This window comes from Burkholderia ambifaria AMMD (assembly GCF_000203915.1).
Lineage (GTDB): Bacteria > Pseudomonadota > Gammaproteobacteria > Burkholderiales > Burkholderiaceae > Burkholderia > Burkholderia ambifaria.
This window is the reverse complement of sequence record NC_008390.1, coordinates 729511-755772: the sequence shown is the minus strand read 5'-3', so window position 1 is coordinate 755772 and position 26262 is coordinate 729511. Positions and strand designations below refer to the sequence as shown.

The following is a 26262-nucleotide window of genomic DNA, read 5'->3' as shown; positions in this document are numbered from 1 at the left end:
CAGCCGCACCCTCCCGACTCCGCGACCGGACAGGGCACGCACCGTGCCCCGCCCGTGCATCAGCGCACGCTCACGTTGCGCAGTACGTCACCATATCCCGTGTACAGATTGCCGTCGGGCAGCAACTGCCGCTGCGCAAGCTGCCGATGCACGACAGGCAGGTGATGGAACGGCATCCGCGCGAACAGGTGATGTTCGATATGAAAATGAATCGCGTGCGGGCCGAACAGGAACGTCTGCCACGAACGCCGGACGATCGTGCGCGCGTTGCGGCTCTGGTCGGCACAGGCCGGCAGCCCCGCATGCTCGAAGATCGCGCGCACCTGCCCGGCGAGCGGCAGCAGCGTGACGGACGGCACGATCCACAACGTAACGTACAGCAGCGGATGCCCAGCCCATGCGAGCGCGCCGAACAGCACACCGTTGCCGGCCAGCATCGACGCGACTTCCCACGCGGCGTACGCACGCGACTTCCCGACCTTCGGCATTGCATGCGCAAACTCGCCGCGGGCGAGCTTCACGACGCTCGTCACGTAGCCGATCCCGCATGCATACGCGAGCAGGCGGCCGATCAGCCGCCCGCGCGTCACCGGATAGTCGTGCACGCCGAACAGCAGCGCTACAGGATCGTCCGGCTCCATCGGTGCGCGATGGTGTTTCAGATGGCCGGCACGATACGTCCGCAGCGACAACCACAGCGGGCCGGCCGCGAACAGTTGGCCCAGCGCGTCGTTGACGCGCCGGTTCCGCGCCAGCAAACCGTGCGCACCTTCGTGCATCATGACCGCGAGCGCAAGCTGGCTGCGCGCGATCACGATCGCTGCCAACGCGTACACGAGCGGATGCGCAAACGCGATCGCAACCGCGAACGCGGCGGCAATCATCAGCCAGTCACCTGCCAGCGCTGCGCCGACGCGCGATGCGCTCACGCGAAACAACGCCGGATCGGGCACGAACCGGGCAAGCCCGGCATTCGGCCCGGCTTGGTGAACACGGGTATCCGTCACGCGAGCCTCCCGCGCAGCGATCGCCGCTCGACCCAAAGCGCACTGACCATCGCGAGTGCCACGCCGCCCAGCACATCGGCCACCGTATGCTGCTTGAGCGTCAGCGTCGACGTGCAGATCAGCAGGCCGACCGCCACGGTCACGAGCCGTCGCCGGTCCACCAGCATCCGGCAGGCAAGGCACGTCACCGCGACATGCAGGCTCGGAAAACCATTGGCCGCGAGATCGAGCTGCCACATGCGCGCGAGACGGTGACGCACGAACGTGTTGCCGATCTCCGCGACGTCGGGCCGCGGCACGGCCTCCGGAAACAGCAGGAAACACACGACACCGAGCACGAACGCGATCAGCACGGCCTCCTTGAACGGGGCGAACGCGGGCGGCCGCGCATACGCAGCAAGCGCAATCACGAACGGGAAGAAGCCGACATAGACGAACCACGACCACGCGATGAACGGAATCCGCGCATCGATCGACGTGGCAAACACGTAGCGCGGCGTGACGCTACGCTCCAGCAGAAAGAAGATCGCGAGGCCGGCTGCCATGCCGAACGTCGCGGCCAGCATCTGCCGGATGTCGGGCCGGCGATCGTCACGAAGCGACAGCGAATTCATCGTGGTGCCGGCGCCTCGCATCGCGTCTCCCCATCGGCCACCTTCGCATGCGGACGCAACGCGAGGAGGCGTGACGTCCATGCGTCGACGCGCGCACGTGCATGCTCGCGGCCGGCGATCGTCCCTGCCCGCGTACCGGGATGGCGCATCAGTTCGCCTGCAGCCTGCCCGACTTCCCGCCGGAACGCGGCCGCGTCGCCGCGCCACGTGACGACGCGATGCACGAGTTGCAGTTGCGCGGCGCGCGCAGCGTTGCTCGCCTGCTCGGGCTGATCGGACTGCACGAGTAGGATCGGGCGGCGATACACATGTGCGATCGACAGCGCGGCCATGCCGGGTGCCGACACGATCAGCGGAGCATGGGCGGCGCGCGTCACCCAGTCGGCGTCGACGCCGGTCCAGCCGTCGTGCCCGGCATAGCCTTCGCCCACGCGATGGGTGGCGAGCCCCGCGTCGCGCATGCCGGCGGACAACGCATCGGCGAGCGCGATATCGCGAAAGTGCGGGTTCAGATAAATGGCGGCTGCAGCCGGCTCCGAAGCCGGCCGCTCGGCGACGATCGGCACCGGCGTCGGCAGCCGGCAATGCGTGCGCGATCGCCGGACGTCATCGGCGGCATCGTATGCAAAATCGTGTTCGATGCAGCATCGCGCCGAATCGATCTGCCAGTCGACGATCCGTGCAAATGCACGCGCCAGTGCGCGCGGCAGACGTGCGTCGAAATTCGCGGTCAACGCGCGGCGCAGGCTGCCGCCGTATACGTGGACGATGCGGCGTCGCCAGCCCGGCATCGCGCCCATGAACAACAGCGCCGGATGAAACGAGTCGTTGATCACGAGATCGGCATCGCGGACGAGCGCACGCAGCCGCGCGATGTCACGCGGCATGCGCGTCGGCCTGAACACGTAGTGCGCGACATTGCGATCGGTCGCGTCGCGCAGCATGTTCTGCCGTTCATCGAACTGCACCGCGTAGTGACGGGACAGCACGGCCGCGTCGATGTCGAACGCAGCCAGGAACGCCTGCCCCGCATCGGACGTCGTCAGCACGGCGACCTGCGCGCCGGCCGCACGCAGCGCATGCACGAGCAGTTGCGCGCGCATCAGGTGGCCGCGTGCGTCGGCCGTCGCGAGATAGACGATCCGCGGCATCATGCGCGCGGACGAAGCGACTGGAACCAGCCGGCCGCGACCATCGCCAGCGCGCCCGTCACGCCGAAACCGGCTTCGATCGCGCGGATCTCGTTCAGCAACGCGGCGAGATGCGCTGCCTCGGACGGCGCAACCAGACGGCGCAGCGTGTCCGAGCAGAGCCGGACATGCCGCGTCTCGTCGGCGAGCACGCGCGAGAGCAGCGGGTACAACGGATGTGCATCGCCGATCGTCGCGCAGTGACGCGCGAGCACACGCATCGCCATCTGTTCCGCACACAGGCCCGTCGCATAGGCCGGCACGAGCACGCCTTGCGAGAAATGCGGTGCATGGCGCTGCGCGAGCCGGCGCCATCGCATGATCTTGCGCCGGCTCAACCAGTCGGGCTCATGCGGTGCAGTCGACGGCGCGACACCGCGCTCGCGCAGCGCATCGGCGAACGCCGCGGCGTGGCGACGCTCGTCCGCGAGGTGCTGCTCGATCCGCGGCGCAAGCCAGTCCGGTGGCCGTCCGGTCCAGTCCTCGTGCAACGCGCACTCAGTCGCTTCCTCGCCGATCAGGTACATGCGCAGCACCCAGCGCTCGCCATGCACGCTGCGATGCAACTGCCGAATCGCGGCCCGCTTGAGGCGATCGACGAGGTACGCGCGCACCCGCGCCGCCCCGCGCGGCACGGGCGCATCGAGACAGTCGAAGCGTGCATCGTGCGCTGCCTGCGGCGACGCCGGCAGTTCGCCTGCCGCGCTCATGCCGGCTCGCCTCGTACAGACGCAGATTTCGTCGCAGCCGCCGCAGCGCCGGCAGGATCGCGACGCCATCCGAGGATCAGGCCGATGAAGCTTTCCTGCATGAACGCGTGCGCGGATGCGGTCGCCCCCGCAAATGCTTCCTCGCGGCCGTTGACGCGCAGATAGCCGCTTCCGTCACGCGCGCCGAATTCGATCCGGTCGTTCTTCCTGAAGCCGCGCGTGCGCATGTCCTTCACCAGCGCGCTGCCGTCCAGGCCGAACAGGAACAGCTCGCGCCGGGCGACCCACACCGGAATGTGATTGCTCAGCGCATCGAAACGAATCGTCCACGTGCCGGCTGCGAGTGCGCGATCGACGTCGGCATCGTGCGGCGCATTCGACGTAAAGCTCGCACGCGCGACCGACTTCGTCAGGCCGCCGACGCCAAGCCCAATCGTGATGTCATCTGCGGACGGCTGCTTCGGATCGGTCGCGCTCACCTTCACGAGATGCCGCGCGAGCCGCGATGCAAGCGACGGATGCGCGAACAGTGCCAGCGTTTCGTCCGGCGTGAGCACGTCGCGCTCGCCGTCGCCCTCCTTCACCCGCACGCGATACGGATCGATCCGGACATCGGTGAACGTGCCGTGCACGGGCGCATGGACGTACACGTCGCGGTCCCATTTCGCGCCGTCGCGACGCAGCAGCACATGCACGCCCAGCGGCACGCGCCGGCCGTCGCCGTCGACGCCCGTGCCCTGCAGCAGCACGTCGCCGAGTACGTCCTTCGTGCGGCGGGTCTCGTCGCTTGAGAAGACGATCGCGTGCGCATCGGTATCGATGCTCGCGTGAACGTCCGGCGCATCGAGCGCGACGCGATTGCAGTCCGCGGCGGCCGCGTTCGCGAACGGGCAGCCGCTTTGCGATGCGAAGTGGTAGATCCCGCGCCCCGCATGGTCGACCGGCGCGGCATGGGCGCCGACGCTGGCGGCAAACAGGGCGAGGCAGGCAACACGGGTGGCGAGAGAGGACATGGTCGTTGTCGGGAGGGGTGCAGGATGTGGGCGTGCCATGGCCGCGCGATGCGCGGCACCGGCTCAATGACGGTGATAGGAGAGCGCTTCGAGATCGCGCCGCGCCGATGCACGCCCGGCGAGACCGAAACCGCGCGCGAGCGCGCCGAGCGTATCGATGGCAGACGCGGCGATCGTGACGCCCACGGCCGCGAGATAGCGGGCAGCGCCCAGTCGCGGCAACTGCTGGCGATTCAGCGCGCGCAGACTGTAGCCGAGCCGCATGGCCATCACGCAGAACGGGCCGAGCGGGCCGCTGCGGCCGAGCCACTGCCACCCGCGCGGCAGGTACGCGTTCACGAGATACGGCGTCAGCCCGACGCTGTCCTCCCCGCGCATCCAGCGCAGCTTCAGCGATTCGCGATGCGTGTCCGGCAGCCGATGCTCGGTGTGCGCGGCCGGCGCGAACTCGACGGCCACGCCGGCCGCCTGCATCCGCAGCCCCATCACCTGGCAATGCGCGCGATAGACGCCGTCGAGCGGCTCGTAGCGGAATCGTGCGAATACGTCGCGCCGGAACGCGACGTTGTTCGCGTAGAAATTGCGTGTCGCACCGTCACGCAGCGGGCTCGGGAAATACATGAAATCGATCGACGTCAGCGCGATGCCGAGCACGTTCGGCGCATAGCTGGTGCGCCCCGCCACCGCGGCGGGCGCATCGCCCGCTTCGCGCGCGAACGGTGCGAGCAGGTGCTCGAGCCAGTCGTCGGCCGGCCGGCAATCGGCATCGCCGAACACGACGATGTCGCAGCGGGCCGCGTCGACGTGGTCGAACCCGTCGTTCTTCGCATCGTAGTAGCCGGTGCTCGCGCCGATCTCGACGAAGTCGATCGGGCGGCCGGCCAGCGCGGCGATCTCCGCGCACGCATCGGCCGGCAGGCCGTCGTGCGTGATGATCCATTGCGCGAGTGCCGCGGGCGGTACGGTCTGCTTCGACAGCGCCGATACGAGGCGCTTCAGGCTGTCGACGGCCTGCACGAGCCCCGCGCCGCCGCGCAGGTTGTTCGTCTCCAGCACGAGCGCGGCCTGCGCCGCCACGGCGCGGGCCGCCGCGCGGGCGTGTCGCGTGGCTTCTGTGAAGTCTGGCATCCGGAATATCTCCATCGTCATGCGCACCGGCATGGATGAAACGAATGGGCGGGGAGCCCGCCGCGCATCGGCGAATGCGGGTCGCCCGCGACCGTCGTCGCAAAGCGGGCGGCCTGGAAGGCGCCCGCTTCGCATGCCGTCACTCCTGGACGGACGGCGCCGATTCGGCGTCGGGATAGCGCGGCTTCGCGTTCTGCAGGTCGCGCGTGTTCTTCTGCACGGCCACCGCACCGAACAACGCGAGCACGAACGACATCGCGTAGAAGCCCTTCTCGCTCAATTGCAGCGTCGCGTTGAAGAGGCCGACGACCAGCAGCGCGATCGCGAGCAACAGCGCAACCCAGCTCAGCCCGTAGTAAATGCCGGTGACGGGAATGCCTTCCGCGCGGTCACGCACGCTCTTCTGTAGCGAGATCGCCGCATAGAGGCCGAACACGAGCACGGTGAAGTAGTAGCCCTTCTCGTTGAGCTGCATGCCGGCATTCCACAGGCCGATCAGAAATGCCGCGAAACCGGCGATCAACGCGGCCCACGACGCCGCGACGAATGCGAACGACGGCTGCTGGATGGTGGTCTGGTTCATTGCTTTGCCCTCTCTTTCTTCTTGTTCGAAATCGTTTTTCGTTGAACTGCGTTTCGCGCATGGTAGCAGCTTTGGCGCGTGCCACGACAGCCTCGCTTGCAGTCTTACATGCCGCGCTGCGCGCGCCGCCAGCGCCCCGGCGTCGTGCCGAGCACCGCGCGAAACGCCTTGCCGAACGCCGCCTCCGACTGATAGCCGACCGCCTGCCCGATCTCCGCCTGCCCGCGCTGCGTGTCCTGCAGCAGCGCGCACGCATGCATCATCCGGATCTGCGCGACGAACGCGCCGACGCTCATCCCGGCCTTCTCGCGGAAATGCCGCGCATAGGTCGCGCGCGACATCGCCGACGCCGCGCCGAGCGATTCGACCGTCCACGGTTTCGCCGGCGCCTGCAGCACAGCCTGGACCGACGAACCGAGCCGCATATCGGCAGCCAGCGCGAGCCAGCCGGCCGGCACGCGCGCATCGCGACCGTACGCGCGCAACGCATAGGCGAGCAGCGCCTGTCCGAGCGCGTTCACGATCGCACGCGCACCGGGCTGCGCATTCGATGCCTCCGCGCGCAGCACGCTCGTCAGCAGTTGCAGCGACGCCAGCCCCGACGACGCCTCTCGCAGCCCGACGTGCAGCACGCGCGGCAGCGTGCGCATCAGCAATTCACCGGCCCCGCGTGCGTAGACGAAGCGTCCGCAAAGCAGATCGACGCCCGCCTCGCCCTCATCCGCGGGATCGCGGTTCGACTTGACCGGCAGCACCGCGCCGCCCGCCGCGCGCGGTTCGCGCAGTAACGCGACCGACCTGGCGCCGCCCGCGCCTCCATCCGACAAATCGTGCGCGTCGCCCGCGGGCAGCAGCACGAAGTCGCCGTCGACGAGCCGCAGCGTGCGCCCGTCGGCCGTGCGCAACCGGCACGTTCCGGACAGCAGCAGGTGAAACGCCGCCTCGCCGGGCGGCAACGGGTCGTGCGGCATCGCGAACGGGCCGTCGAGCAGGCAGCGCACGTCGAGCTCGACATGGCTGCGGCCCAGCGACAGCAGTTGACTCAACGCGTCCATGAGACGTTTGCGCTAAAAATTGACACTCTAGCGTATCGAAACCCTCAGTGCGAGCGATCAGAATAGGCCCTGCATCGCCCGAGATCGCGGCATCCGCCGACCGACCCACAACTTCTCGAAAGGACGCATCATGCTGAACTGGAACGAATACCGGAAGGAACTCTCGACGCGCATCGGCGACATCGCCAAGCTCTCGCCCGACACGCTGGCCGGCTACAAGGCGCTGTCCGGCGCGGGCGCCAAGACGGGCCATCTCGACGCGAAGACGCGCGAACTGATCGCGCTCGCGGTGGCCGTCACGACGCGCTGCGACGGCTGTATCGCGGTGCATACGGCCGAAGCCGCGAAGCATGGCGCGACCAAGGAGGAAGTGGCCGAAGCGCTCGGCGTCGCGATCGCGCTGAACGCGGGTGCGGCGCTCGTCTACTCGGCCCGCGTGATGGACGCGCTCGGCGACTGACGCGCAGCGCGCATGAAGGGTGCGGCGCCCGCCGCATCCTTCATGGCTGATCGGCCGATCGACCGGCGCTGCCGGCCGGCGGGTGCGCGGCGCTCGCGCATAACGGCGCCACGAACTCGGCTACCATGCGCGAAGACGCATCGCGAAGGAGCGCTCCATGTGCCGCTGGCTCGCCTATACGGGCAATCCGATCCATCTCGAGACCGTACTGTTTCGCGCGAAGCATTCGCTGATCGACCAGAGCCTGCATTCGGAGCTGGGCGCCACGACCACCAACGGCGACGGCTTCGGTATCGGCTGGTACGGCGACCCCGACGAACTGCCGTTTCGCTACCGCTCCGTGCATCCTGCGTGGAATGATCGCAACCTGCGCGAAGCCGCGCGTGCGATCCGCTCGCGGATGTTCGTCGCGCATATCCGCGCGGCGACCGATACACCTGTCCAGGAAACCAACTGCCATCCGTTTCGCCATGGCCGCTGGCTGTTCGCGCACAACGGGCTGATCCGTGATTTCCACAAGCTGCGCCGCGACCTGACGATGAAGGTCGACCCGGCGCTATTCCCGACGCTCGAAGGCTCGACCGACTCCGAGCTGATGTTTCGACTTGCGCTGACCTACGGCCTCGAACAGACGCCGCTGCCCGCGCTCGAGCGGATGGTCGGCATGGTCGAGGAAACCGCCGCACGGTATCGCGTCGACGAGCCGCTCAACATGACGATCTGCGCGACGGACGGCGACCGGATCATCGCGGTGCGCTACTCGAGCGAACGGCAATCGCGCTCGCTGTTCCACACGACGTCGTTCAAGCACCTGCACGAACTCTATCCGCACAATCCGCGCATCGCCGAAGCGGGCGACGACGCGTTCATGGTCGTGTCGGAGCCGCTCGTCGACCTGCGCGGGGCATGGGAGGAAGTGGCCGAAAGCACGGCGATCGTCGCGCAGGGCGCCGATGTGCAGCAGCGGCCGTTCAATCCGCGGCACACATGATGCGCCATTGGATCCGGTAGCTCGAGCACGTCAAGATGCGCGGCGAACATCGAACTGAAAAATAACCAGCGAGTCGCGTTGACCGGGTGTCGATTGCGGACCCGCGGCTTTTCACCAAGTGTGCGCGATTTTCTTTATGATCAACCTCGCGTCAATATTACCGAACGACTTCGCATTTTCAAAGCGTTCCGAAGTAAGTCCGTGCCGGATGTGGAAGCGGAGGAAATTCGGAATAACGCCCGCAGCAACTCGTCCCAGTTCCTCAGACGTACCGAAATACAAACTTAATAGTCTTTCCCTCTCGCACCCCTCGCGTGGTGAGATTTCACAATTGATATAGCGCGGCCGTGCACCCCCGTGAAAGGCGCCGCCATTCATCTGATAAATAAGATGCGGACCAATAACCCGGCTCGCTCCCCACGCAACGCGAATGGCGACCAGGCTGGAGGGCAATCAAGGGGGGAGGCCTTACTCGGCTTCGTTTCAATCTAGCTCGCGTTTTATTTCAAATTATTACCAGCATCCGAGTCGTTTTCAACAGCGCTATCCGACGCCGACACCCATATGCGCGCTGCATTCATTCCCACATAAAGGAAGCAAGTTACAAATCCTAAAAAAGACGTTATAATCGCCCAACAAAACGAGCCGGATATCGACTCAAAATAAAGCAACCCCTCGATTTCCGGCACAATCGGCACCGAGACGACTCACGCTCTTAAGCACCCTCTTCCCATCAAACTGTCGGGCAGTCAATCCGTGCGTTCCGGTATGAAACAGAAGAAAGTTTTTGTGGTATGGCTGACTGGAGTCTCCGGTGCCGGTAAATCCACGCTCGCGAATCTGCTGAAGCAGCAACTCGATGCGCGCGGGCTCCGCACGTATCTGCTGGATGGCGATACGCTCCGTAACGGGCTGAATCAGGATCTCGGATTTAGCGATGCCGATCGTCGCGAAAATATCCGGCGGACGGCCGAAGTTGCCCGGTTGATGATGGATGCCGGCTTCATCGTGATCGCTGCCCTGATCTCGCCTTTCCGGGACGCGCGCAGTAGAGCTCGCGCGCGCTTTGCGCCCGGCACGTTTATCGAGGTCTTCGTCGACGTTGCGTTGGAGGTAGCGGAGGCGCGCGATCCCAAGGGGCTGTATGTGCTGGCGAGGCAGGGAGCCATCCCGCAATTCACCGGCATCGGCTCCGCCTATGAAAACCCGTTGTCCCCTGAAGTGCACGTGCGGACAGCGGAAACGAGCCCATCGGAATGCATCGCTACGATCATGCAGAAATTGCCCCTGGATACCGACGTCGGCGCGCCGTAAGCCGCCCTCGTTCAACAATCGTCAGCCCAGCATTCCCGCGAGCCGTAATGAGGCGATCGGCCTGCGCAAGTGCGGTCAACTACGGTGCTCGAATCGCATCCTGATCGAATCGAGCCCCGCCCGGCAACCGGGGCGATCGAGCGCGATGCCTCGGTACCGCGGTAAAACCAAGTCGTTCGTAAAGGCTGCGCGCTCGTTGCGGGTCAGCACGTCGAGCACGATGTCGCGACTGCCGTCGTCCGGCAGCGCGCCGGTATCGAGCGCATCGCGAAACAATGCGGTGAAGACGCCCGTGCCCCGCTGGCGCTCGTCGGACGCGCAATGCGCGACGAGGATCTGCGAACGCTTCGTCGCCGGAATTTCCGTCTCGAGCGCCAGTCCGCGCAGCAACTGGCCGATCGTGCGGCGCACGCCGAAGAAGCGTGCAAGGGCCGACACGACGTGAACGTCGTCGAACACGTCGACGAAGCGCTGCAGGTCCGGATGTTCAGCGAAGTTGCCAGAGCAAACCAGCTCGGCTATAAAAGTGCGACCTTTTCCGCGACGAGTATCCCGTCACCTCTCACCCCGGAGCCCCCATGCCGAACCTGGAAACCGCCCAGCAATTCCTGATGACCCGCGGCCTCGACCTCGGCCTGAACCTCCTCGCCGCAGTCGTCTTATGGTTCATCGGCCGTTGGGCGATCCGCCTCGGCACCCGCCTGCTCGGCAAGGTCGTGCGCCGCAGCGGCAAGGTCGACCCGACGCTCACCGACTACCTGACCTCGGTGGTCGGCGTGCTGCTGACGATCCTGCTGATCCTCGCGATCCTGCAGATCTTCGGCGTTCAGACCACGTCGTTCGCCGCACTGCTCGCCGGCCTCGGCCTCGCGATCGGCACCGCCTGGGGCGGCCTGCTCGCCCACTTCGCCGCCGGCGTGTTCATGCAGGTGCTGCGTCCGTTCAAGATCGGCGACGTGATCAGCGCGGGCGGCGTCACGGGCACGGTGAAGGAGCTCGGCCTGTTCGGCACGACGATCATCACCGCCGACAACATCGTGACGATCGTCGGCAACAACAAGATCTTCTCGGACAACATCGCGAATTACAGCGCATCGCCGCATCGCCGCGTCGACCTGACCGCGAAGATCGCCAACAGCGTCGATGCCGTCGACGCGATCAACCGCCTGAAGACGCAGATCCAGGTGATCCCGAACGTGCTGAAGGTGCCGGCGCCGGACGTCGGCGTGCTGCAGTTCACGCCGGAAGGCCCGCTGCTGTTCGTGCGCCCGTCGACGCAGCCGGAGAACTACTGGCAGGTGTACTGCGATACCAACCGCGTGATCCTCGAGACGTTCCGCGACGCGCAATACCCGACGCCCGAAACGCCGCTCGCGCATCGCACCACCTGAACCGCACGGACGAAAAAAAAGCGTGGCAACCGCCACGCTTGTTACTGCGCCGAAGCGAAACGTGCCGGCTCAGCGCCCGCCCGTCTTGCGCGCATCGCCGGAGTGCCGCCCGCGCACCAGCTTCCACAGCGCGCCGAACGCGATCGGCACGATTGCCGCGCCAATCCCCACCAGGACGATCACGTTCAGATACTGGCGGATGAACGGGATATTGCCGAAGAAGTAACCGAGCAGCACCAGCAGCAGCACCCAGACCAGCGCGCCGATCACGTTGAACAGCTGGAAGCGTGCGAAGCTCATCGACGACGCCCCGGCGACGAACGGCGCGAACGTGCGCACGACCGGAATGAAGCGCGCGAGCACGATCGTCTTGCCGCCGTGCTTGTCGTAGAACGAGTGGGTCTTCTCCAGCGCCGCGCGGTCGAGGAAGCGTTCGAGCACCGGGATATGGGTATTGAACACCTTCGGCCCGACCCAGCGGCCGATCACGTAGTTCAAGGTATTGCCGGCAATCGCCGCGACCAGCAGCAGCACGATCAGCACGACGACGTTCATGTCGCCCGTCGCCCCGAACGCACCGCCGATGAACAGCAGCGAATCGCCGGGCAGGAACGGCAGCACGACGAGCCCCGTCTCGCAAAACACGATCAGGAACAACACCAGATACACCCATGCGCCGTACTGCCGGATGAAGTCGCCGAGGAACGCGTCGATATGCAGGACCAGGTTGACGAAATGAAGCAGCGTATCCAAATGCGATTCCTCGAAGGCGAAAAGGCCGTGACGGCCGGAAAAAGCGGAAGCGCCCGCCAGCCAAGGCGGCGCGCGGAACGGAGCCATCATACCGAAACTACCTTAAGGCTCCGTGAAAAAACGTAACCACCGGCGGCGCCGGCAGGCATCCGCCGCCTCGCTATAATTCCGCCATGTCCGAAATCACCGAAACGGCCGCGGGCGCCGCGCCCGCCCCCGCCGCGCGCCCGCTGCGCGCGATCCAGCCCCTGCCCGACCAGCTGATCAGCCAGATCGCCGCCGGCGAGGTCGTCGAACGCCCGGCGTCGGTCGTCAAGGAGCTGCTCGAGAACGCAATGGACGCCGGCGCGACGACGCTGCGCATCGTGCTCGAGGAAGGCGGCGTCAAGCGCATCTCGATTACCGACGACGGCTGCGGGATTCCGCCCGACGAACTGCCGCTCGCGCTGATGCGCCACGCGACCAGCAAGATCCGCTCGCTCGAGGAGCTCGAGGCGGTCGCGACGCTGGGTTTTCGCGGCGAAGCGCTCGCGTCGATCGCGTCGGTCGCCGAGATGTCGATCACGAGCCGCACGGCGGAGGTCGCCCATGCGACGAAGATCGACGCGACCACGGGCGCGCTGTCGCCGGCCGCCGGTGCGGTCGGCACGACGATCGAGGTGCGCGAGCTGTACTTCAACACGCCCGCGCGCCGCAAGTTCCTGAAAAGCGAGCAGACCGAGTTCGGCCACTGCCTCGAAATGATCCGCCGCGCGGCGCTCGCGCGGCCGGACGTCGCGATCTCGGTGCTGCACAACGGCAAGGCCGTCGAGCACTGGAACGCGACCGAACCCGCGCAGCGCGTCGCGAAGATCCTCGGCGACGGCTTCGCCACCGCGCACCTGCCGCTCGACGAGCAGGCGGGGCCGCTGGCCGTCTACGGCTGCGCGGGCCTGCCGACCGCGAGCCGCGGCCGCGCCGACCAGCAATACTTCTTCGTCAACGGCCGCTTCGTGCGCGACAAGTTGCTCACGCACGCGGTGCGCGCGGCGTACGAGGACGTCCTCCACGGCGACCGCTACCCGTCGTACGTGCTGTTCCTCGACCTGCCGCCCGAAGCCGTCGACGTGAACGTGCACCCGTCGAAGATCGAAGTGCGGTTCCGCGATTCGCGCTCGATCCACCAGTACGTGTTCCACGCGGTCCAGCGCGCCCTCGCCCGCCATGCGGGCGCGTCGCCGGAAACCACCGCGGGCGGCCACGCCGCGCAACTGTCGCCGGCGCCGGGCGGCCCCGCGTCGTTCCTGAATACGCCGCTCGGCCTGGGCGCCGCCAGCGGCACGGGCGGCAGCGGCTTCTCGTCGCCGTCGTCATCCTCATCGTCGGCCGGCAACACGTGGATGCGCCAGGCGCGCATGACGCAGGGCACGCTGCCGGTCGCGCAGCCGCTCGCGCTCTACGACGCGCTGTTCGGCCGCAAGGACACGGGCGCCGGCACGCCGGACGGCACGACCGTCATCGCGCACGATTCGGCGAGCGCGCCGACCATGCCGCCGGGCTTCGTCGCGTCGCCGCTCGCGGCCACCGCGCACGACGAGCAGCCGCTCGGCTTCGCGCTCGGCCAGATCCACGGCATCTACGTGCTCGCGCAAAACGCGCACGGCCTCGTGATCGTCGACATGCATGCGGCGCACGAGCGGATCCTGTACGAACAGTTCAAGAACGCGCTCGCCGACCGCACGATCGCCGTGCAGTCGCTGCTGCTGCCGATCTCGATGACGGCGACGCCGGTCGAGATCGGCACGGTCGAGGAAGAGCGCGACACGCTCGAATCGCTCGGCTTCGACCTCGCGGTGCTGTCGCCGACGACGCTCGCGATCCGCGCGGTGCCCGCGCTGCTGAAGGATGCGGACCTGCAGTCGCTCGCGCGCGCGGTGCTCGCCGACCTGCACGCATTCGGCGGCTCGCGCGTGCTCACCGAGCGCCAGCACGAACTGCTCGGCACGCTCGCCTGCCACCACGCGGTGCGCGCGAACCGGCGCCTGACGCTCGACGAGATGAACGCGCTGCTGCGCCAGATGGAAGCGACCGAACGCGCGGACCAGTGCAATCACGGCCGGCCGACCTGGTATCAGCTCACGCTGAACGATCTCGACCGCCTCTTCATGCGCGGCCAATGAGCGCTTCACCGCAGTCCCGTCCGACGACGATCACCTGCCTGCTCGGCCCCACCGCGTCGGGCAAGACGGCCGCCGCGCTGGCGCTGGCCGCGCGCCGGCCGATCGAGATCGTCAGCGTCGATTCGGCGCTCGTCTACCGCGACATGGATATCGGCACCGCGAAGCCGACGCGCGACGAACGCGCGCGCGTGCCGCACCATCTGATCGACATCATCGACCCGGCCGATGCGTATTCGGCGGCCGAATTCCGCGCGGACGCGCTGCGCCTGATCGGCGAGATCGCCGCGCGCGGCCGCACGCCGCTGCTCGCGGGCGGCACGATGCTGTACTACAAGGCGCTGACGCAGGGCCTCAACGACCTGCCGACCGCCGATCCGGCCGTGCGCGCCGAGCTCGACGCCGACGCCGCGCGCGACGGCTGGCCCGCGCTGCATGCGCGGCTCGCGCAGGTCGACCCGGCGACGGCCGCGCGGCTCGCGCCGAACGATTCGCAGCGGATCCAGCGCGCGCTCGAAGTGTTCCTGCTGAGCGGGCAGCCGATGTCGGTGCTGCTCGCCGCGCCGCGGCGCGCGGACGATGAGGCCGCCGCGTACCGTTTCGTGCCGGTCGCGCTCGAACCGTCGGACCGCGCGGTGCTGCACGCGCGCATCGCGCAACGCTTCGACGCGATGCTCGACGCGGGTTTCATCGACGAGGTCGAACGGCTGCGCCGCCGCGAGGATCTGCATCTCGGCCTGCCGTCGATGCGCTGCGTCGGCTACCGGCAGGCATGGGAATTCCTCGACGGCGACACCGACTACCGGACCATGCGCGACAAGGGCATCTTCGCGACGCGCCAGCTGTGCAAACGGCAGATCACCTGGCTGCGCGCGATGCCCGAGCGGATCGTCGTCGACTGTGTCGCGCCGGATGCGACGGCGCTCGCACTCGACACGCTCGAACGCGTGCTGGACGACAGACTGCCGACCTGAGCCGAGCGCGGGCGCGGATCAACCGCCGCGCTGGCGCGCCGCCAGACGCGCACGCGCACCATCAACGATCAACGCAACGCCACGCTCGAACGCTTCGTCGCCGCCACGCTCGCGCAGCGCAGTCCAGCCCTGCGCGAGGAGCGGATGCTCGGCCGTGTCAGGCAGCGTCGTGTCGGTTTCGCGCTCCGCTTCCGCCTGCTCTTCCAGCACCCAACCGACCACGAAGCGGCCGAGCGCATACATCACGTCGACCGCTTCGTCCGGCGCAAAGCCCGCGTCGGCCAGCAACGCCACCTTTCGTTCAATCGAATCGAAATGCAGCGTGCGCGGCCGCGTACCGGCATGCAGGCGCGCGCCGTCGCGATAGGCGAGCAGCGCGCGACGGAAACCGCGCGCATTCTCGAGAAGCCACGCATCCCATGTGTCGCCCGGCCGCGGCAGCGACGCGCCGTGGCGCTCGAGCATGATCGCCTCGGCCATCGCGTCGAGCAGTTCGGCCTTGTTCCGGAAGTGCCAGTACAGCGTCGGCGACTGCACGCCGAGCCGCTCCGCGAGCCGGCGCGTCGACAGCCCGTCGATACCGACCTCGTTCAGCAGATCGAGCGCCGCGCGCATCACCGTGTCGCGCGTCAGCCGCGTACTCGTGTCCTTCATCTCTATCACCGATAGGGAAAACTATGGAATAATCGTCACTCTATCACCGATAGAGTGGTCGCCTTGAATCCATCCCTGATTGCCATCCTCGCCACGGTATTGCTCGACGCGATCGGCGTCGGGATCGTGATGCCGATCCTCCCCGGGCTGCTCCGCGCACTCGCGGGGGCCGGCAGCACCGACACCCACTACGGGATCCTCCTCGCGCTCTACGCGTTCGCCCAGTTCCTGTGCGCGCCGCTGCTCGGCACGCTGAGCGACCGCTTCGGCCGGCGGCCCGTGCTGCTCGCGTCGCTTGCGGGCGCCGCGCTCGACTACTTGCTGATGGCGCTCGCACCGACGCTGGCGTGGCTTTACGTCGGGCGGCTGATCGCCGGCATCACCGGCGCGAACGTCGCGGTCGCAACCGCATACGTGACCGACGTCACGGCCGAACCCGACCGCGCACGGCGCTTCGGCCAGCTCGGCGCGATGATGGGCGTCGGCTTCATAGCGGGCCCGCTGATCGGCGGGTTGTTCGGCGCGCTGCACCTGCGCGCGCCGTTCGTCGCGGCAGCGCTCCTCAATGCGCTGAACCTCGCGCTCGTGTGGCGCGCGCTGCCAGAATCGCGTCCGCGCGCAGCCCGGGAAAGTCGCGGGCTCGCCACGCTCAACCCGTTCGCCGGCATGCGCCGGCTGAGCGGCGCGCCCGCGCTCGGCCCGCTGATCGGCATCTACGTGATCGTCGCGCTGGTGTCGCAGGCGCCCGCGACGCTGTGGATTCTGTACGGCCAGGAGCATTTCGGCTGGTCCACGCCGGTCGCCGGGCTGTCGCTCGCCGGCTACGGCGCGTGCCACGCGCTCGCGCAGGCCTTCGCGATCGGGCCGCTGATCGCACGGCTCGGCGAGCGCCGCGCACTCGCGCTGGGTCTCGCGGGCGACGCGCTCGGGCTGGTGGTGATCGCGTTCGCGACGGCCGCATGGGTGCCGTTCGCGCTGCTGCCGCTGTTCGCCGCGGGCGGCATGACGCTGCCGGCGTTGCAGGCGATGCTCGCGCGTCAGGTCGACGATGCCCGACAGGGCGAACTGCAGGGCACGCTCGCGAGCGTGGCGAGCCTGATCGGCGTCGCCGGGCCGCTTGTTGTCACGACAACCTACGCGGCCACCCGCGGCACGTGGCCGGGGCTCGTATGGGCCGCGGCGGCGCTGCTCTATCTGCTGGTGCCGCCGTTGCTGGCGGGCGCGCGCCCGACGAGCGCCCCGCGGCCGTCCACGTGACCGGCGGCCGGCCGCCCGGAAGCGCTCACGCCACCTCGCTCACTGCGCAGGCGTCACGAGATTCGCGTCGCGCGTGAGCTGCCAGCGGCCATCCGACTTGCGGAAGATCGTCAGCGTATGGCCCGAGCGGCGCACGGTGTCGCCGCCCGGCGGCGTCACGTCGATCTCGATGAAATTGCGCAGGTACGCCCAGTCGCCCATCACGCGCAGTTCGTCGATCCGGTAGCGGCCATCGACCTTCGGCCCGTTGCCGGCCGCCGCGTTCGCGTCGCGCGACGCGGCCGCGAATGCCGCCTTGTCGAACGGCGGCTTGCCGGCCACCATGAAAATCGCGTCGTCGGCGATCAGGTCGAGCACGGTCGCCAGATCGCCGCGCCGGCTCGACACGAACCAGGTTTCCACCAGCTCGCGAATCGCGCGTTCGTCTTCGGTCATCGTCGTTCCTCCTTCGGGGGCGCGCCGACATGCCTGCCCGCGCCAGAAAAAAAGCCGCCCGGATCGACTCCGGGCGGCTTTCGTTGCTGCATCCTGCGTGCGGTGCGTCAGACCACGACCGTCTGCGCCTCGCCTTCGCGGCTCGCACGCACGGTGCCGATCTTCCACACCTGTTCGCCGGCGGCCGTCAGGTCGGCGATCGCCGCGTCGGCATCCGCCGCCGACACGATCACCGCCATGCCGATCCCGCAGTTGAACACGCGATGCATTTCCGCGTCGGCGACGCCGCCGTGCTCCTGCAGCCACTTGAACAGCGGCGGCAGCGGCCATGCGTTCTGGTCGAGCTCGGCGGTGAGGCCTTCGCGCAGCACGCGCGGAATGTTCTCGACGAGGCCGCCACCGGTGATGTGGGCCATGCCCTTCACCGGCAGCTTCTGCATCAGCGCGAGCAGCGGCTTCACGTAGATGCGCGTCGGCGCCATCAGCGTGTCGGCCAGCGAGCGGCCGTGGAAATCGGCCGACAGGTCGGGGTTCGCGCGCTCGATGATCTTGCGCACGAGCGAGAAGCCGTTCGAGTGGATGCCGCTCGATGCGAGGCCGAGCACCACGTCGCCTTCGGCGATCGTGCTGCCGTCGATGATCTTGCTCTTCTCGACCGCGCCGACCGCGAAACCGGCCAGGTCGTATTCGCCGTCCGGGTACATGCCCGGCATTTCGGCCGTCTCGCCGCCGATCAGCGCGCAGCCCGACAGTTCGCAGCCGTGCGCGATGCCCTTGACGACCGTGGCGGCCGTGTCGACGTCGAGCTTGCCGCACGCGAAGTAGTCGAGGAAGAACAGCGGCTCGGCGCCCTGCACGAGGATGTCGTTCACGCTCATCGCGACGAGATCCTGGCCGACGGTGTCGTGTTTGTTCAGATGAAACGCCAGCTTGAGCTTGGTGCCCACGCCGTCGGTGCCCGACACGAGCACGGGCTCCTTGTACTTCTTCGGCACTTCGAACAGCGCGCCGAACCCGCCGATGCCGCCGAGCACGCCGTCGCGCAGGGTTTTCTTCGCAAAAGGCTTGATCTTGTCGATGAGCGCGTCGCCAGCGTCGATGTCGACGCCTGCGTCGCGGTAGGACAGACCCTGAGCGTCGGGAGCGGATTTCGGAGGATTCATGGGGGAATGCGAGAAGGTCGGTAAAATGCGATTTTACCCGAAGCCGGCCCGTTGGCCGGAATTCCCAGCACCGAATCGTCAGGGATTGCATCTTGGTCGACACGTCCCCGTTTTCATCGCTCCGCGAGCCGCGCCGAAACCCGCGTGCCGCCGTGCGTGCGGCCGCGTGTGCAGGCACCGGAGCAGCCCCTCGCGCGTGCCCGGCGTACGGCGCGCGTTTCATCAACCGACCCGCATTGTGACTGTTGTGTCCCGTCAACTGACGCTCGATCTCGGCACGCCGCCGCCCGCCACGTTCGACAACTTCATCATGAATGAAGAGAACGACGAGCTCATCTCGCGGCTTCAGAAGCTCGACCTCGCGCTCGCGGCGGGGCCCGTGCCGGACCGGTCGTTCTACATCTGGGGCGAGCCCGGCAGCGGCCGCACCCACTTGCTGCAGGCGCTCGTGAGCGACGCGTCGTACGGCTACGCGCGCTACCTGACGCCGCAGAGCCCGCTCGGCGCGTTCACGTTCGACCCGCGCATCGGCATCTACGCGATCGACGACTGCGACCGGATGAGCGACACGCAGCAGGTCGCGCTGTTCAACCTATTCAACGAGGTCCGCGCGCACCCGTCGAGCGCGTTCGTCGCGGCCGGTCCCGCGGCGCCGCTCGCGCTCGACGTGCGCGAGGATCTGCGCACGCGCCTCGGCTGGGGGCTCGTGTTCCATCTGTCGCCGCCGTCCGACGCCGGCAAGATCGCCGTGCTGAAGCTCGCGGCCAAGGAGCGCGGGATCGCGCTCACCGACGACATCGCCGCGTACCTGCTGACCCATTTCCGCCGCGACATGCCGAGCCTGATGGCGCTGCTCGACGCGCTCGACCGCTTCTCGCTCGAGCAGAAACGCGCCGTCACGCTGCCCTTGCTGCGCCGGATGCTGGCGCGCCCCGGCGACGACATCGCACCGCCCGGCACAGGCCCCAACCGCTTCGAGTAAAATGCGCATCCATGACTAATCTGGCACTCTTTGACCTCGATCACACGCTGATCCCGACCGATAGCGACCACGAATGGGGTCGCTTCATGGTGAAGCTCGGCATCGTCGACGCGGAAAGCTTCTCGCGTCAGAACGATCAGTTCTTCGCCGACTACAAGGCCGGCAAGCTCGACATCCATGCGTATCTGTGCGCGATGCTCACGCCGCTCGCGAAGTACTCGCGCGCGCAGCTCGCCGAATGGCACGAGCAGTACATGCACGAGGTGATCCGCCCCGCGATGACGCCCGCCGCGCTCGAACTCGTGCGCAAGCACGTCGATGCCGGCGATCTGTGCTGCGTCGTGACGGCGACCAACGAATTCATCACGCGTCCGATCGCGACCGCGTTCGGCGTCGACACGCTGATCGCGTGCGAGGTCGAAACGACCGACGGGCACCCCGACTCGCCGTACACGGGCCGGCCGACCGGCACGCCGAGCTATCGCGAAGGCAAGATCGTGCGCACCGAAGCATGGCTCGCGTCGCTCGGCAAGCACTGGGACGACTTCGAACACAGCTACTTCTACAGCGACTCGCACAACGACATTCCGTTGCTCGAGAAAGTCACCGACCCGATCGCGACCAACCCCGACGACACGCTGCGTGCGCATGCAAGCAACCGCGGCTGGCGCATCCTGGATCTCTTCTGAACGTCGTGATCAAAAAATTCATTCGCAAGCTGCTCGGCCAGGACGATGCCGAACAAACGTCACCCGTCGAGGCGCCCGCCGTCGAAACGGCCCCCGCTCCGCGCCCCGCGAAGGGTAGCCGCGGCAGCGCTGCAAAAAAAACGCGCAGCAATCACGAACCGACCGTCGTGCCGGCCAGCGTGCATCAGATCGATCCATCGCTGATCTCGCGGAACGCGGTGCGCGTGACCGACACGCTGCAGCAGGCGGGTTTTCGCGCGTTCATCGTCGGCGGCGCGGTGCGCGACCTGCTGCTCGGCATCGCGCCGAAGGACTTCGACGTCGCGACCGACGCGACGCCGACCGAGGTGCAGCGCCTGTTCCGCCGTGCGCGCCTGATCGGCCGCCGCTTCCAGATCGTCCATGTGCAGTTCGGCCAGGAATTGATCGAGGTGTCGACGTTCCGCGCCATGGTCGACGCGCCGCCCGAAGCCGCCGCGGCCGAGCCGCCGAAGCGGCTGAAGCGCGACGAACTCGATCGCCGCACGCATGCGGTGGATGCAAGCGGCCGCGTGCTGCGCGACAACGTCTGGGGCGAGCAGCACGAAGACGCCGCGCGCCGCGACTTCACGATCAACGCGATGTACTACGACCCGTCGACGCAGACGGTGCTCGACTACCACGACGGGATGGCCGACATCCGCGCCCGCCTGCTGCGGATGATCGGCGATCCGGCCACGCGCTATCGCGAGGATCCGGTGCGGATGCTGCGCGTGGTGCGCTTCGCGGCGAAGCTCGGCTTCGAGATCGAGACGCACACGCGCGAGCCGATCAACGCGTTGGCCGACCTGATCAACAACGTGCCGGCCGCGCGCCTGTTCGACGAAATGCTGAAGCTGCTGCTGTCGGGCCAGGCGCTCGCATGCCTGCAGCGTCTACGCAAGGAAGGCCTGCACCACGGGCTGCTGCCGCTCCTCGACGTCGTGCTCGAACAGCCGCAGGGCGAGAAGTTCATCACGCTCGCGCTGAACAACACCGACGCGCGCGTGCGCGCCGGCAAGACGGTGTCGCCGGGCTTCCTGTTCGCGACGCTGCTGTGGCACGACATGCGCCAGCGCTTCGAACAATACACGGCCGAAGGCGAAATCCCGGTGCCGGCGCTCCATCGCGCGATGGACGACGTGATCGACATGCAGACCGAGAAGCTCGCGATCCACAAGCGCTACTCGGCCGACATGCGCGAAATCTGGGGGCTGCAGTTGCGCCTCGAAAAACGCTCGGGCCGCAGCGCGATGCGGCTGCTGGAACACCAAAGGTTTAGAGCGGGGTATGATTTCCTCCTGTTACGCTGCGAATCCGGCGAGCTGGAAGCAGCTGTCGGCCAGTGGTGGACGGATTTCATCGAAGGCGACGCAGCCGCTCGTGAGGCACTCCTCACGCAGGGCGGCTCGAAGGAAAAATCGCCCCGCAAGCGGCGCCGCCGCGGTGGTGTGCGAAACCGCAAGCCGGACGAAGGCGCAGCCGAGCAGGCGCCGGACACCGCGGGCGGTACCGCGAGCGGTTCCGACGACTGACGCGCTCGCCGGCGAACGACGTAGGAAGTGATGCCATGACGGTTGCATATATCGGACTGGGGGCGAATCTCGGCGATGCACGCCAGACCCTGAAGGACGCGGTGGTGTGTCTTGCGCAGCAGCGCACCATCTCGATCCTCGGCAAGTCGAGCCTGTATCGCACGGCGCCCTTCGAGGCGGGCGGCGACGATTACTACAACTGCGTCGTCAAGCTCGACACGACGCTGTCGGCCCGGGAGCTGCTCGCGCTCTGCCAGAAGATCGAACATCACTTCGGGCGCGAGCGCCCGTATCGCAACGCGCCGCGCACGCTCGACCTCGACATCCTGCTGTTCGGCACCGACTCGATCGACGAACCCGACCTGATCGTCCCGCATCCGCGCCTCACCGATCGCGCCTTCGCGCTCGTGCCGCTCGTCGAAATCGAGCCGGCGCTCGACATCCCGGCGCGCGGCCGCGCCGATGCGTTCCTCGCCGCCGTCGCCGACCAGCGCGTCGAGAAGGTGCAGACCTGTCAATGCCTGATGCAGAAAGTCCTGGCCGCCGGCGCAGACGCCGACAAGAACCGCTGCCCATGAACCCCACTCCGCTGACCGTCACCGCACCCGACCTGCGCGCCCCCCATCGCTATCTCGTGATCGAAGGCCCGATCGGCGTCGGCAAGACGACGCTCGCGCGTTTGCTCGGCGAGCGCTGGTCGATGCAGGCGCTGCTCGAACGCCCGCAGGACAACCCGTTCCTCGAACGCTTCTACCGCGACACCGCGCGCTACGCGCTGCCCGCGCAGCTGTCGTTCGCGCTGGAGCGCGCGCAGCAGGCGCGCGAACTGATCGGCGCGCTCGACACGGGCCGGCCCGTCGTCGCCGACTACATGCCGCAGAAGAACGACATCTTCGCGCGGCTGAACCTGCCGGAAGACGAATGGCAGCTGTATCGGTCGATCGCGACGCACCTCGATGTGCCGCAGGCGCCCGCGCCCGATCTCGTCGTCTACCTGCAGGCGAGCCCCGAGGTGCTGTTCTCGCGCATCCAGAAGCGCGGGCTGCCGATGGAACTGCAGATCAGCGACGCGTACCTGCGCTCGCTCGTCGACGCATACAACGAATTCTTCTATCACTACGACCGCACGCCGGTACTGACGGTCGCAGCCGAACACCTGAACCCGCAGGATTCCCCCGAAGACCTCGCGCTGCTGATCGAGCGCATCGAGACGATGCGCGGCCGCAAGGAATCTTTCGTCAAGGGCGAGACGACGCGCTGACGCGTCCTCGCCTGTCGTTTTCACCATCGAACCGGATTTCCCATGACCTATCTCCAGGAATCGAGCCGGCCTGCCGTCACGGTGCCGAAGCTGCAGGCAATGCGCGATGCCGGCGAGAAGATCGCGATGCTCACCTGCTACGACGCGAGCTTTGCCGCGCTGCTCGACCGCTCGGGCGTCGACGTGCTGCTGATCGGCGATTCGCTCGGCAACGTACTGCAGGGCCACACGACCACGCTACCCGTGTCGCTCGACGACATCGCGTACCACACCGCCTGTGTCGCGCGTGCGCAGCCGCGCGCACTGATCATCGCCGACCTGCCGTTCGGCACCTACGGCACGCCGGCCGAGGCATTCGCGAGCGCCGTGAAGCTGATGCGCGCCGGTGCGCAGATGATCAAGCTCGAAGGCGGCGAGTGGCTCGCCGAAACGATCCGCTTCCTCGTCGAGCGTGCGGTGCCCGTGTGTGCGCACGTCGGCCTCACGCCGCAGTCGGTGCACGCGTTCGGCGGCTTCAAGGTACAGGGCAAGACCGAGGCCGGCGCCGCGCAACTGCTGCGCGACGCGCGCGCGGTCGAGGATGCCGGTGCGCAACTCGTCGTGCTCGAAGCGGTGCCGACGCTCGTCGCATCCGAAGTCACGCACATGCTCAAGATTCCGACGATCGGCATCGGCGCAGGCACCGATTGCTCGGGCCAGGTGCTCGTGCTGCACGACATGCTCGGCATTTTCCCCGGCAAGCGTCCGCGCTTCGTGAAGGACTTCATGCAGGGCCAGCCAACCATCCAGGCGGCCGTCGAAGCCTATGTGCGCGCGGTGAAGGACAGTTCGTTCCCCGGCCCGGAACATTCGTTCTGACGCGCGGCCGGCGACTCGTTCGCCGGCGTCGTCTCGATGCAAAAAAAGCGCGGCACCCTTTGTGGGGTGCCGCGCTTTTTTGTCTGGACGCCCGGTTGCCGAAGGTGTGCGGCACCGGTCCTTCGGGCACGCTGCCCGAACCCTCAGTGCGTCATGTCAATACCGCGTCGAGCGCGCCACGCAGCGCGTTGGTCAGCAGCAGCGCTTGCGCGCGCGCAAGGTCGTCACGCGTGACGATACGCTCCACCGCGCCGAACGCGCGGTCGTCGAGCAGCACGCCGCGCATCACGCCCGGCAACACGCCACTCGCCAGCGGCGGCGTCACCCACTGGCCGTCGAGCTTCACGAACAGGTTCGAGCGCCCGCCTTCCGTCACCTCGCCGCGCTCGTTGACGAACAGCATGTCGAAGCCGCCGAGCGCTTCCGCCGCCTGCCATGCACGGTCGTATTCCGCACGGCGCGTGGTCTTGTGCAGCAGCAGCGCATCGTCGGTGCGGGTCGGCGCAAAGCCGTGCTCGGACGCCAGCATCACGCCGACCGGCCCCGCAGGCAGCGGCTTCAGCGGCGCGGCCGTGATCTCGACCGCGGCGTCCTTCGCGAGCGCGAGCTTCATCCGGTACGGGCCATCGCCGTCGAGCGCCGCGCAGCGCGCGTCGACCTCGCGACGCAACGCGTCGGCGTCGAGGCGGAAGCCGAACGCATCCGCGCTGCCCTGCAGCCGGGCGAGATGGCGCTCGAGATGCCGGACGCCGTCCGCACGGGTGGCCGCCATGGTTTCGAACAACTGGAAGCCGGGATCGGCGTCGGTCAGGAATCGTGCTTTCAATTCACACTCCGCATATTCGTCGGCGGCCACGCTGTCGAGCACGATGCCCGCGCCGACCCCCATCGTGCCGCGCCGCCGGCCGGCCCGGCGAGCCGCCGCGTCGCGCGCGCCGACCGTTGCGATAGCATCGATACCGACCGCATCGAGCGTGAGCGTCCGGATCGCGACCGACAGGCAGAAATCGCCGCAGCCGGCCATGCCGCCCGGGCCCGCATCGCCTGTCGACTGATCTTCCTTCCGCGCATCGAGCCAGCCGATCGCGCCCGTATAGAGGCCGCGCGGCGTCGACTCTATCGCGTCGATCAGTTCCATCGTCTTGTGCTTCGGCGCACCGGTGATCGATCCGCACGGAAACAGCGCGCGCAGCATCTGCGCGAACGTCGTCCCGTCGCGCCAGCCGGCCTCGACCGTCGACGTCATCTGCCATACCGACGCATACGGCTCGACCGAGAACAGCGCCGGCACCTTGACAGTGCCCGTGCGCGCGATCCGCGACACGTCGTTGCGCAGCAAGTCGACGATCATCACGTTTTCCGCGCGGTTCTTCGGATCGTTCGCGAGGAACGCGGCCGCCGCCGCATCGTCACGCGGATCGGCCGAGCGCGGCGCGGTGCCCTTCATCGGCCGCGCGCGCAGCACGTCGCCGTGCTTCTCGACGAACAGCTCCGGCGAGCACGACACGACCCACGCGCCGCAAGGCAGCGCGATCAGCGCGCCGTAACGCACGGGCTGCCGCGCGCGCAGCCGCCGGTACAGCGCGGTCGGCGTGCCGAACATGTCGAAATTCAGCCGGTACGTATAGTTGATCTGGTACGAGTCGCCCGCGCGCAGTGCTTCGTGCACGGCGGCGATCGCCGCGTCGAACACATCGCGCGACACGCTCTTCGCGACGTGGGCGACGCCCGCGATCGACGGCGCGCCGCCGCCATCCTGCTGCGCGAGCCACGCGTCGACTTCGTCGCGCGACAGGCGCTCGCAGCGCGCATACAGCAAAAAGCGCAGCGGGGCATGGCCCGGCTGCGCTCTTTCCAGATTGCGTCCGAATTCGTAATCGCCGACGACCACCGCATGCAGCCCGTCGCGCAAGTCCTGCGCCACCGCCGCATCGACTTCGTCGAGCCGCGCCGGATCCGTGCAGACGCGTTCGCGCACGAAACCGGAATACAAACGACTCGACCGCGCAACCGCGGTCGAGTCGCAATCGTCCAAGAGCGCGAATGACGCGCTCTCGTTGCCTTCAGTCAT

General features: G+C 67.7%; 26 protein-coding genes and 1 pseudogene. 13 read left to right on the top strand and 14 right to left on the bottom strand.

All coding sequences use genetic code 11. From position 1 onward, the window contains the following. Positions 1-59 precede the first annotated feature (59 nt). The 8 genes from BAMB_RS03410 to BAMB_RS03375 form a co-directional block, all read right to left on the bottom strand. The gene (locus tag BAMB_RS03410; RefSeq protein WP_011656064.1) at positions 60-1007 is read right to left on the bottom strand and encodes a fatty acid desaturase family protein; all 948 of its coding nucleotides are present in this window, start codon (positions 1005-1007) and stop codon (positions 60-62) included. Next, the gene (locus BAMB_RS03405; RefSeq protein ID WP_011656063.1) at positions 1004-1621 is read right to left on the bottom strand and encodes a phosphatase PAP2 family protein; all 618 of its coding nucleotides are present in this window, start codon (positions 1619-1621) and stop codon (positions 1004-1006) included. The genes BAMB_RS03410 and BAMB_RS03405 overlap by 4 nt, the downstream gene beginning before the upstream one ends. Beyond that, a complete protein-coding gene (locus tag BAMB_RS03400) occupies positions 1618-2775 on the bottom strand; it encodes a glycosyltransferase family protein (RefSeq protein ID WP_011656062.1) in 1158 nt (385 codons plus the stop codon). Before BAMB_RS03400 ends, BAMB_RS03405 begins: the two co-directional genes overlap by 4 nt. Beyond that, on the bottom strand, positions 2772-3521 hold the full coding sequence (locus tag BAMB_RS03395) for a ferritin family protein (protein WP_011656061.1): 750 nt from the start codon (positions 3519-3521) through the stop codon (positions 2772-2774). Before BAMB_RS03395 ends, BAMB_RS03400 begins: the two co-directional genes overlap by 4 nt. Then, the gene (locus BAMB_RS03390) at positions 3518-4534 is read right to left on the bottom strand and encodes a hypothetical protein (RefSeq protein WP_041491092.1); all 1017 of its coding nucleotides are present in this window, start codon (positions 4532-4534) and stop codon (positions 3518-3520) included. Before BAMB_RS03390 ends, BAMB_RS03395 begins: the two co-directional genes overlap by 4 nt. Positions 4535-4597: 63 nt before the next feature. Continuing rightward, positions 4598-5662: a glycosyltransferase family 2 protein gene (locus BAMB_RS03385; protein WP_045554944.1), complete on the bottom strand. Its 1065-nt coding sequence runs from the start codon at positions 5660-5662 to the stop codon at positions 4598-4600. Positions 5663-5801: 139 nt separating this feature from the next. Beyond that, positions 5802-6245: an inner membrane protein YiaA gene (gene yiaA / locus BAMB_RS03380; RefSeq protein WP_011656058.1), complete on the bottom strand. Its 444-nt coding sequence runs from the start codon at positions 6243-6245 to the stop codon at positions 5802-5804. 104 nt (positions 6246-6349) lie between these two features. Further along, positions 6350-7300, bottom strand: coding sequence for a cupin domain-containing protein (locus BAMB_RS03375; RefSeq protein ID WP_011656057.1), 951 nt, complete (start codon positions 7298-7300; stop codon positions 6350-6352). A gap of 130 nt (positions 7301-7430) precedes the next feature. Between BAMB_RS03375 and BAMB_RS03370 the strand changes: the two genes are divergently transcribed. The 3 genes from BAMB_RS03370 to cysC all read left to right on the top strand — a co-directional run bounded on the left by BAMB_RS03370 (position 7431) and on the right by cysC (position 10065). After that, a complete protein-coding gene (locus tag BAMB_RS03370) occupies positions 7431-7760 on the top strand; it encodes a carboxymuconolactone decarboxylase family protein (RefSeq protein ID WP_006484989.1) in 330 nt (109 codons plus the stop codon). Between the two features lie 157 nt (positions 7761-7917). Further along, a complete protein-coding gene (locus BAMB_RS03365; RefSeq protein ID WP_011656056.1) occupies positions 7918-8751 on the top strand; it encodes a class II glutamine amidotransferase in 834 nt (277 codons plus the stop codon). A gap of 738 nt (positions 8752-9489) precedes the next feature. Further along, positions 9490-10065, top strand: a complete 576-nt coding sequence (gene cysC / locus BAMB_RS03360) for an adenylyl-sulfate kinase (protein ID WP_265332657.1) — start codon at positions 9490-9492, stop codon at positions 10063-10065. 75 nt (positions 10066-10140) lie between these two features. On the opposite strand, the pseudogene BAMB_RS03355 reads toward cysC, so the two are convergent. Beyond that, positions 10141-10521: pseudogene (locus tag BAMB_RS03355) on the bottom strand (N-acetyltransferase); the annotation flags it as partial. Between the two features lie 122 nt (positions 10522-10643). Here BAMB_RS03355 and BAMB_RS03350 point away from each other — a divergent pair. After that, complete coding sequence (locus BAMB_RS03350; RefSeq protein ID WP_011656053.1) at positions 10644-11456, top strand: mechanosensitive ion channel family protein; 813 nt, start codon at positions 10644-10646, stop codon at positions 11454-11456. Positions 11457-11525: 69 nt separating this feature from the next. Here BAMB_RS03350 and BAMB_RS03345 read toward each other — a convergent pair whose 3' ends face one another. Beyond that, entirely contained in the window at positions 11526-12209 is a 684-nt protein-coding gene (locus BAMB_RS03345; protein WP_041491321.1) for a DedA family protein, read from the bottom strand. Positions 12210-12382: 173 nt separating this feature from the next. Between BAMB_RS03345 and mutL the strand changes: the two genes are divergently transcribed. Continuing rightward, entirely contained in the window at positions 12383-14368 is a 1986-nt protein-coding gene (mutL, locus tag BAMB_RS03340) for a DNA mismatch repair endonuclease MutL (protein ID WP_011656051.1), read from the top strand. Beyond that, positions 14365-15339, top strand: coding sequence for a tRNA (adenosine(37)-N6)-dimethylallyltransferase MiaA (miaA, locus tag BAMB_RS03335; protein ID WP_011656050.1), 975 nt, complete (start codon positions 14365-14367; stop codon positions 15337-15339). Before mutL ends, miaA begins: the two co-directional genes overlap by 4 nt. Before the next feature lie 18 nt (positions 15340-15357). Here the strand turns inward: miaA and tetR are convergent, their stop codons facing one another. Beyond that, positions 15358-15993, bottom strand: coding sequence for a tetracycline resistance transcriptional repressor TetR (tetR, locus tag BAMB_RS03330; RefSeq protein ID WP_011656049.1), 636 nt, complete (start codon positions 15991-15993; stop codon positions 15358-15360). 63 nt (positions 15994-16056) lie between these two features. Here tetR and tet point away from each other — a divergent pair, with 63 nt between their 5' ends. Beyond that, positions 16057-17250, top strand: a complete 1194-nt coding sequence (gene tet, locus BAMB_RS03325) for a Tet(A)/Tet(B)/Tet(C) family tetracycline efflux MFS transporter (protein WP_011656048.1) — start codon at positions 16057-16059, stop codon at positions 17248-17250. A gap of 39 nt (positions 17251-17289) precedes the next feature. Here tet and BAMB_RS03320 read toward each other — a convergent pair whose 3' ends face one another. Continuing rightward, positions 17290-17685: a YybH family protein gene (locus BAMB_RS03320; RefSeq protein ID WP_011656047.1), complete on the bottom strand. Its 396-nt coding sequence runs from the start codon at positions 17683-17685 to the stop codon at positions 17290-17292. A gap of 107 nt (positions 17686-17792) precedes the next feature. After that, the gene (gene purM, locus BAMB_RS03315; protein ID WP_006750666.1) at positions 17793-18848 is read right to left on the bottom strand and encodes a phosphoribosylformylglycinamidine cyclo-ligase; all 1056 of its coding nucleotides are present in this window, start codon (positions 18846-18848) and stop codon (positions 17793-17795) included. A gap of 247 nt (positions 18849-19095) precedes the next feature. Here purM and hda point away from each other — a divergent pair, with 247 nt between their 5' ends. Genes hda through panB form a run of 6 tightly spaced genes read left to right on the top strand, consistent with a single transcriptional unit; the run spans position 19096 to position 24191 of the window. After that, positions 19096-19830, top strand: a complete 735-nt coding sequence (hda, locus tag BAMB_RS03310; protein WP_006760485.1) for a DnaA regulatory inactivator Hda — start codon at positions 19096-19098, stop codon at positions 19828-19830. 11 nt (positions 19831-19841) lie between these two features. Beyond that, positions 19842-20519 carry a histidinol-phosphatase gene (locus BAMB_RS03305; protein ID WP_011656045.1) on the top strand — a complete coding sequence of 226 codons (678 nt, stop codon included), beginning with the start codon at positions 19842-19844 and terminating at the stop codon, positions 20517-20519. A 5-nt stretch (positions 20520-20524) separates the two neighbouring features. Next, a complete protein-coding gene (gene pcnB, locus BAMB_RS03300) occupies positions 20525-22072 on the top strand; it encodes a polynucleotide adenylyltransferase PcnB (protein WP_041491091.1) in 1548 nt (515 codons plus the stop codon). Between the two features lie 35 nt (positions 22073-22107). After that, positions 22108-22650 carry a 2-amino-4-hydroxy-6-hydroxymethyldihydropteridine diphosphokinase gene (gene folK, locus BAMB_RS03295; RefSeq protein WP_011656043.1) on the top strand — a complete coding sequence of 181 codons (543 nt, stop codon included), beginning with the start codon at positions 22108-22110 and terminating at the stop codon, positions 22648-22650. Next, entirely contained in the window at positions 22647-23333 is a 687-nt protein-coding gene (locus BAMB_RS03290; RefSeq protein WP_011656042.1) for a deoxynucleoside kinase, read from the top strand. The genes folK and BAMB_RS03290 overlap by 4 nt, the downstream gene beginning before the upstream one ends. 42 nt (positions 23334-23375) lie before the next feature. Then, positions 23376-24191, top strand: a complete 816-nt coding sequence (panB, locus tag BAMB_RS03285) for a 3-methyl-2-oxobutanoate hydroxymethyltransferase (protein WP_011656041.1) — start codon at positions 23376-23378, stop codon at positions 24189-24191. Between the two features lie 151 nt (positions 24192-24342). Here panB and BAMB_RS03280 read toward each other — a convergent pair whose 3' ends face one another. Then, positions 24343-26262 (bottom strand): aminodeoxychorismate synthase component I, encoded by a 1920-nt coding sequence (locus tag BAMB_RS03280; RefSeq protein WP_011656040.1) that lies wholly within the window; start codon positions 26260-26262, stop codon positions 24343-24345.

Coding starts and splice junctions, on each gene's coding strand:
- folK (WP_011656043.1), top strand. CDS start 22,108: ATGACGGTTGCATATATCGGACTGGGGGCGAATCTCGGCGATGCACGC.
- miaA (WP_011656050.1), top strand. CDS start 14,365: ATGAGCGCTTCACCGCAGTCCCGTCCGACGACGATCACCTGCCTGCTC.
- BAMB_RS03405 (WP_011656063.1), bottom strand. CDS start 1,621: ATGAATTCGCTGTCGCTTCGTGACGATCGCCGGCCCGACATCCGGCAG.
- mutL (WP_011656051.1), top strand. CDS start 12,383: ATGTCCGAAATCACCGAAACGGCCGCGGGCGCCGCGCCCGCCCCCGCC.
- purM (WP_006750666.1), bottom strand. CDS start 18,848: ATGAATCCTCCGAAATCCGCTCCCGACGCTCAGGGTCTGTCCTACCGC.
- BAMB_RS03290 (WP_011656042.1), top strand. CDS start 22,647: ATGAACCCCACTCCGCTGACCGTCACCGCACCCGACCTGCGCGCCCCC.
- BAMB_RS03370 (WP_006484989.1), top strand. CDS start 7,431: ATGCTGAACTGGAACGAATACCGGAAGGAACTCTCGACGCGCATCGGC.
- BAMB_RS03390 (WP_041491092.1), bottom strand. CDS start 4,534: ATGTCCTCTCTCGCCACCCGTGTTGCCTGCCTCGCCCTGTTTGCCGCC.
- BAMB_RS03350 (WP_011656053.1), top strand. CDS start 10,644: ATGCCGAACCTGGAAACCGCCCAGCAATTCCTGATGACCCGCGGCCTC.
- BAMB_RS03280 (WP_011656040.1), bottom strand. CDS start 26,262: ATGACTGAAGGCAACGAGAGCGCGTCATTCGCGCTCTTGGACGATTGC.
- BAMB_RS03395 (WP_011656061.1), bottom strand. CDS start 3,521: ATGAGCGCGGCAGGCGAACTGCCGGCGTCGCCGCAGGCAGCGCACGAT.
- BAMB_RS03375 (WP_011656057.1), bottom strand. CDS start 7,300: ATGGACGCGTTGAGTCAACTGCTGTCGCTGGGCCGCAGCCATGTCGAG.
- yiaA (WP_011656058.1), bottom strand. CDS start 6,245: ATGAACCAGACCACCATCCAGCAGCCGTCGTTCGCATTCGTCGCGGCG.
- panB (WP_011656041.1), top strand. CDS start 23,376: ATGACCTATCTCCAGGAATCGAGCCGGCCTGCCGTCACGGTGCCGAAG.
- BAMB_RS03320 (WP_011656047.1), bottom strand. CDS start 17,685: ATGACCGAAGACGAACGCGCGATTCGCGAGCTGGTGGAAACCTGGTTC.
- BAMB_RS03400 (WP_011656062.1), bottom strand. CDS start 2,775: ATGATGCCGCGGATCGTCTATCTCGCGACGGCCGACGCACGCGGCCAC.
- BAMB_RS03385 (WP_045554944.1), bottom strand. CDS start 5,662: ATGCCAGACTTCACAGAAGCCACGCGACACGCCCGCGCGGCGGCCCGC.
- BAMB_RS03365 (WP_011656056.1), top strand. CDS start 7,918: ATGTGCCGCTGGCTCGCCTATACGGGCAATCCGATCCATCTCGAGACC.
- BAMB_RS03305 (WP_011656045.1), top strand. CDS start 19,842: ATGACTAATCTGGCACTCTTTGACCTCGATCACACGCTGATCCCGACC.
- tetR (WP_011656049.1), bottom strand. CDS start 15,993: ATGAAGGACACGAGTACGCGGCTGACGCGCGACACGGTGATGCGCGCG.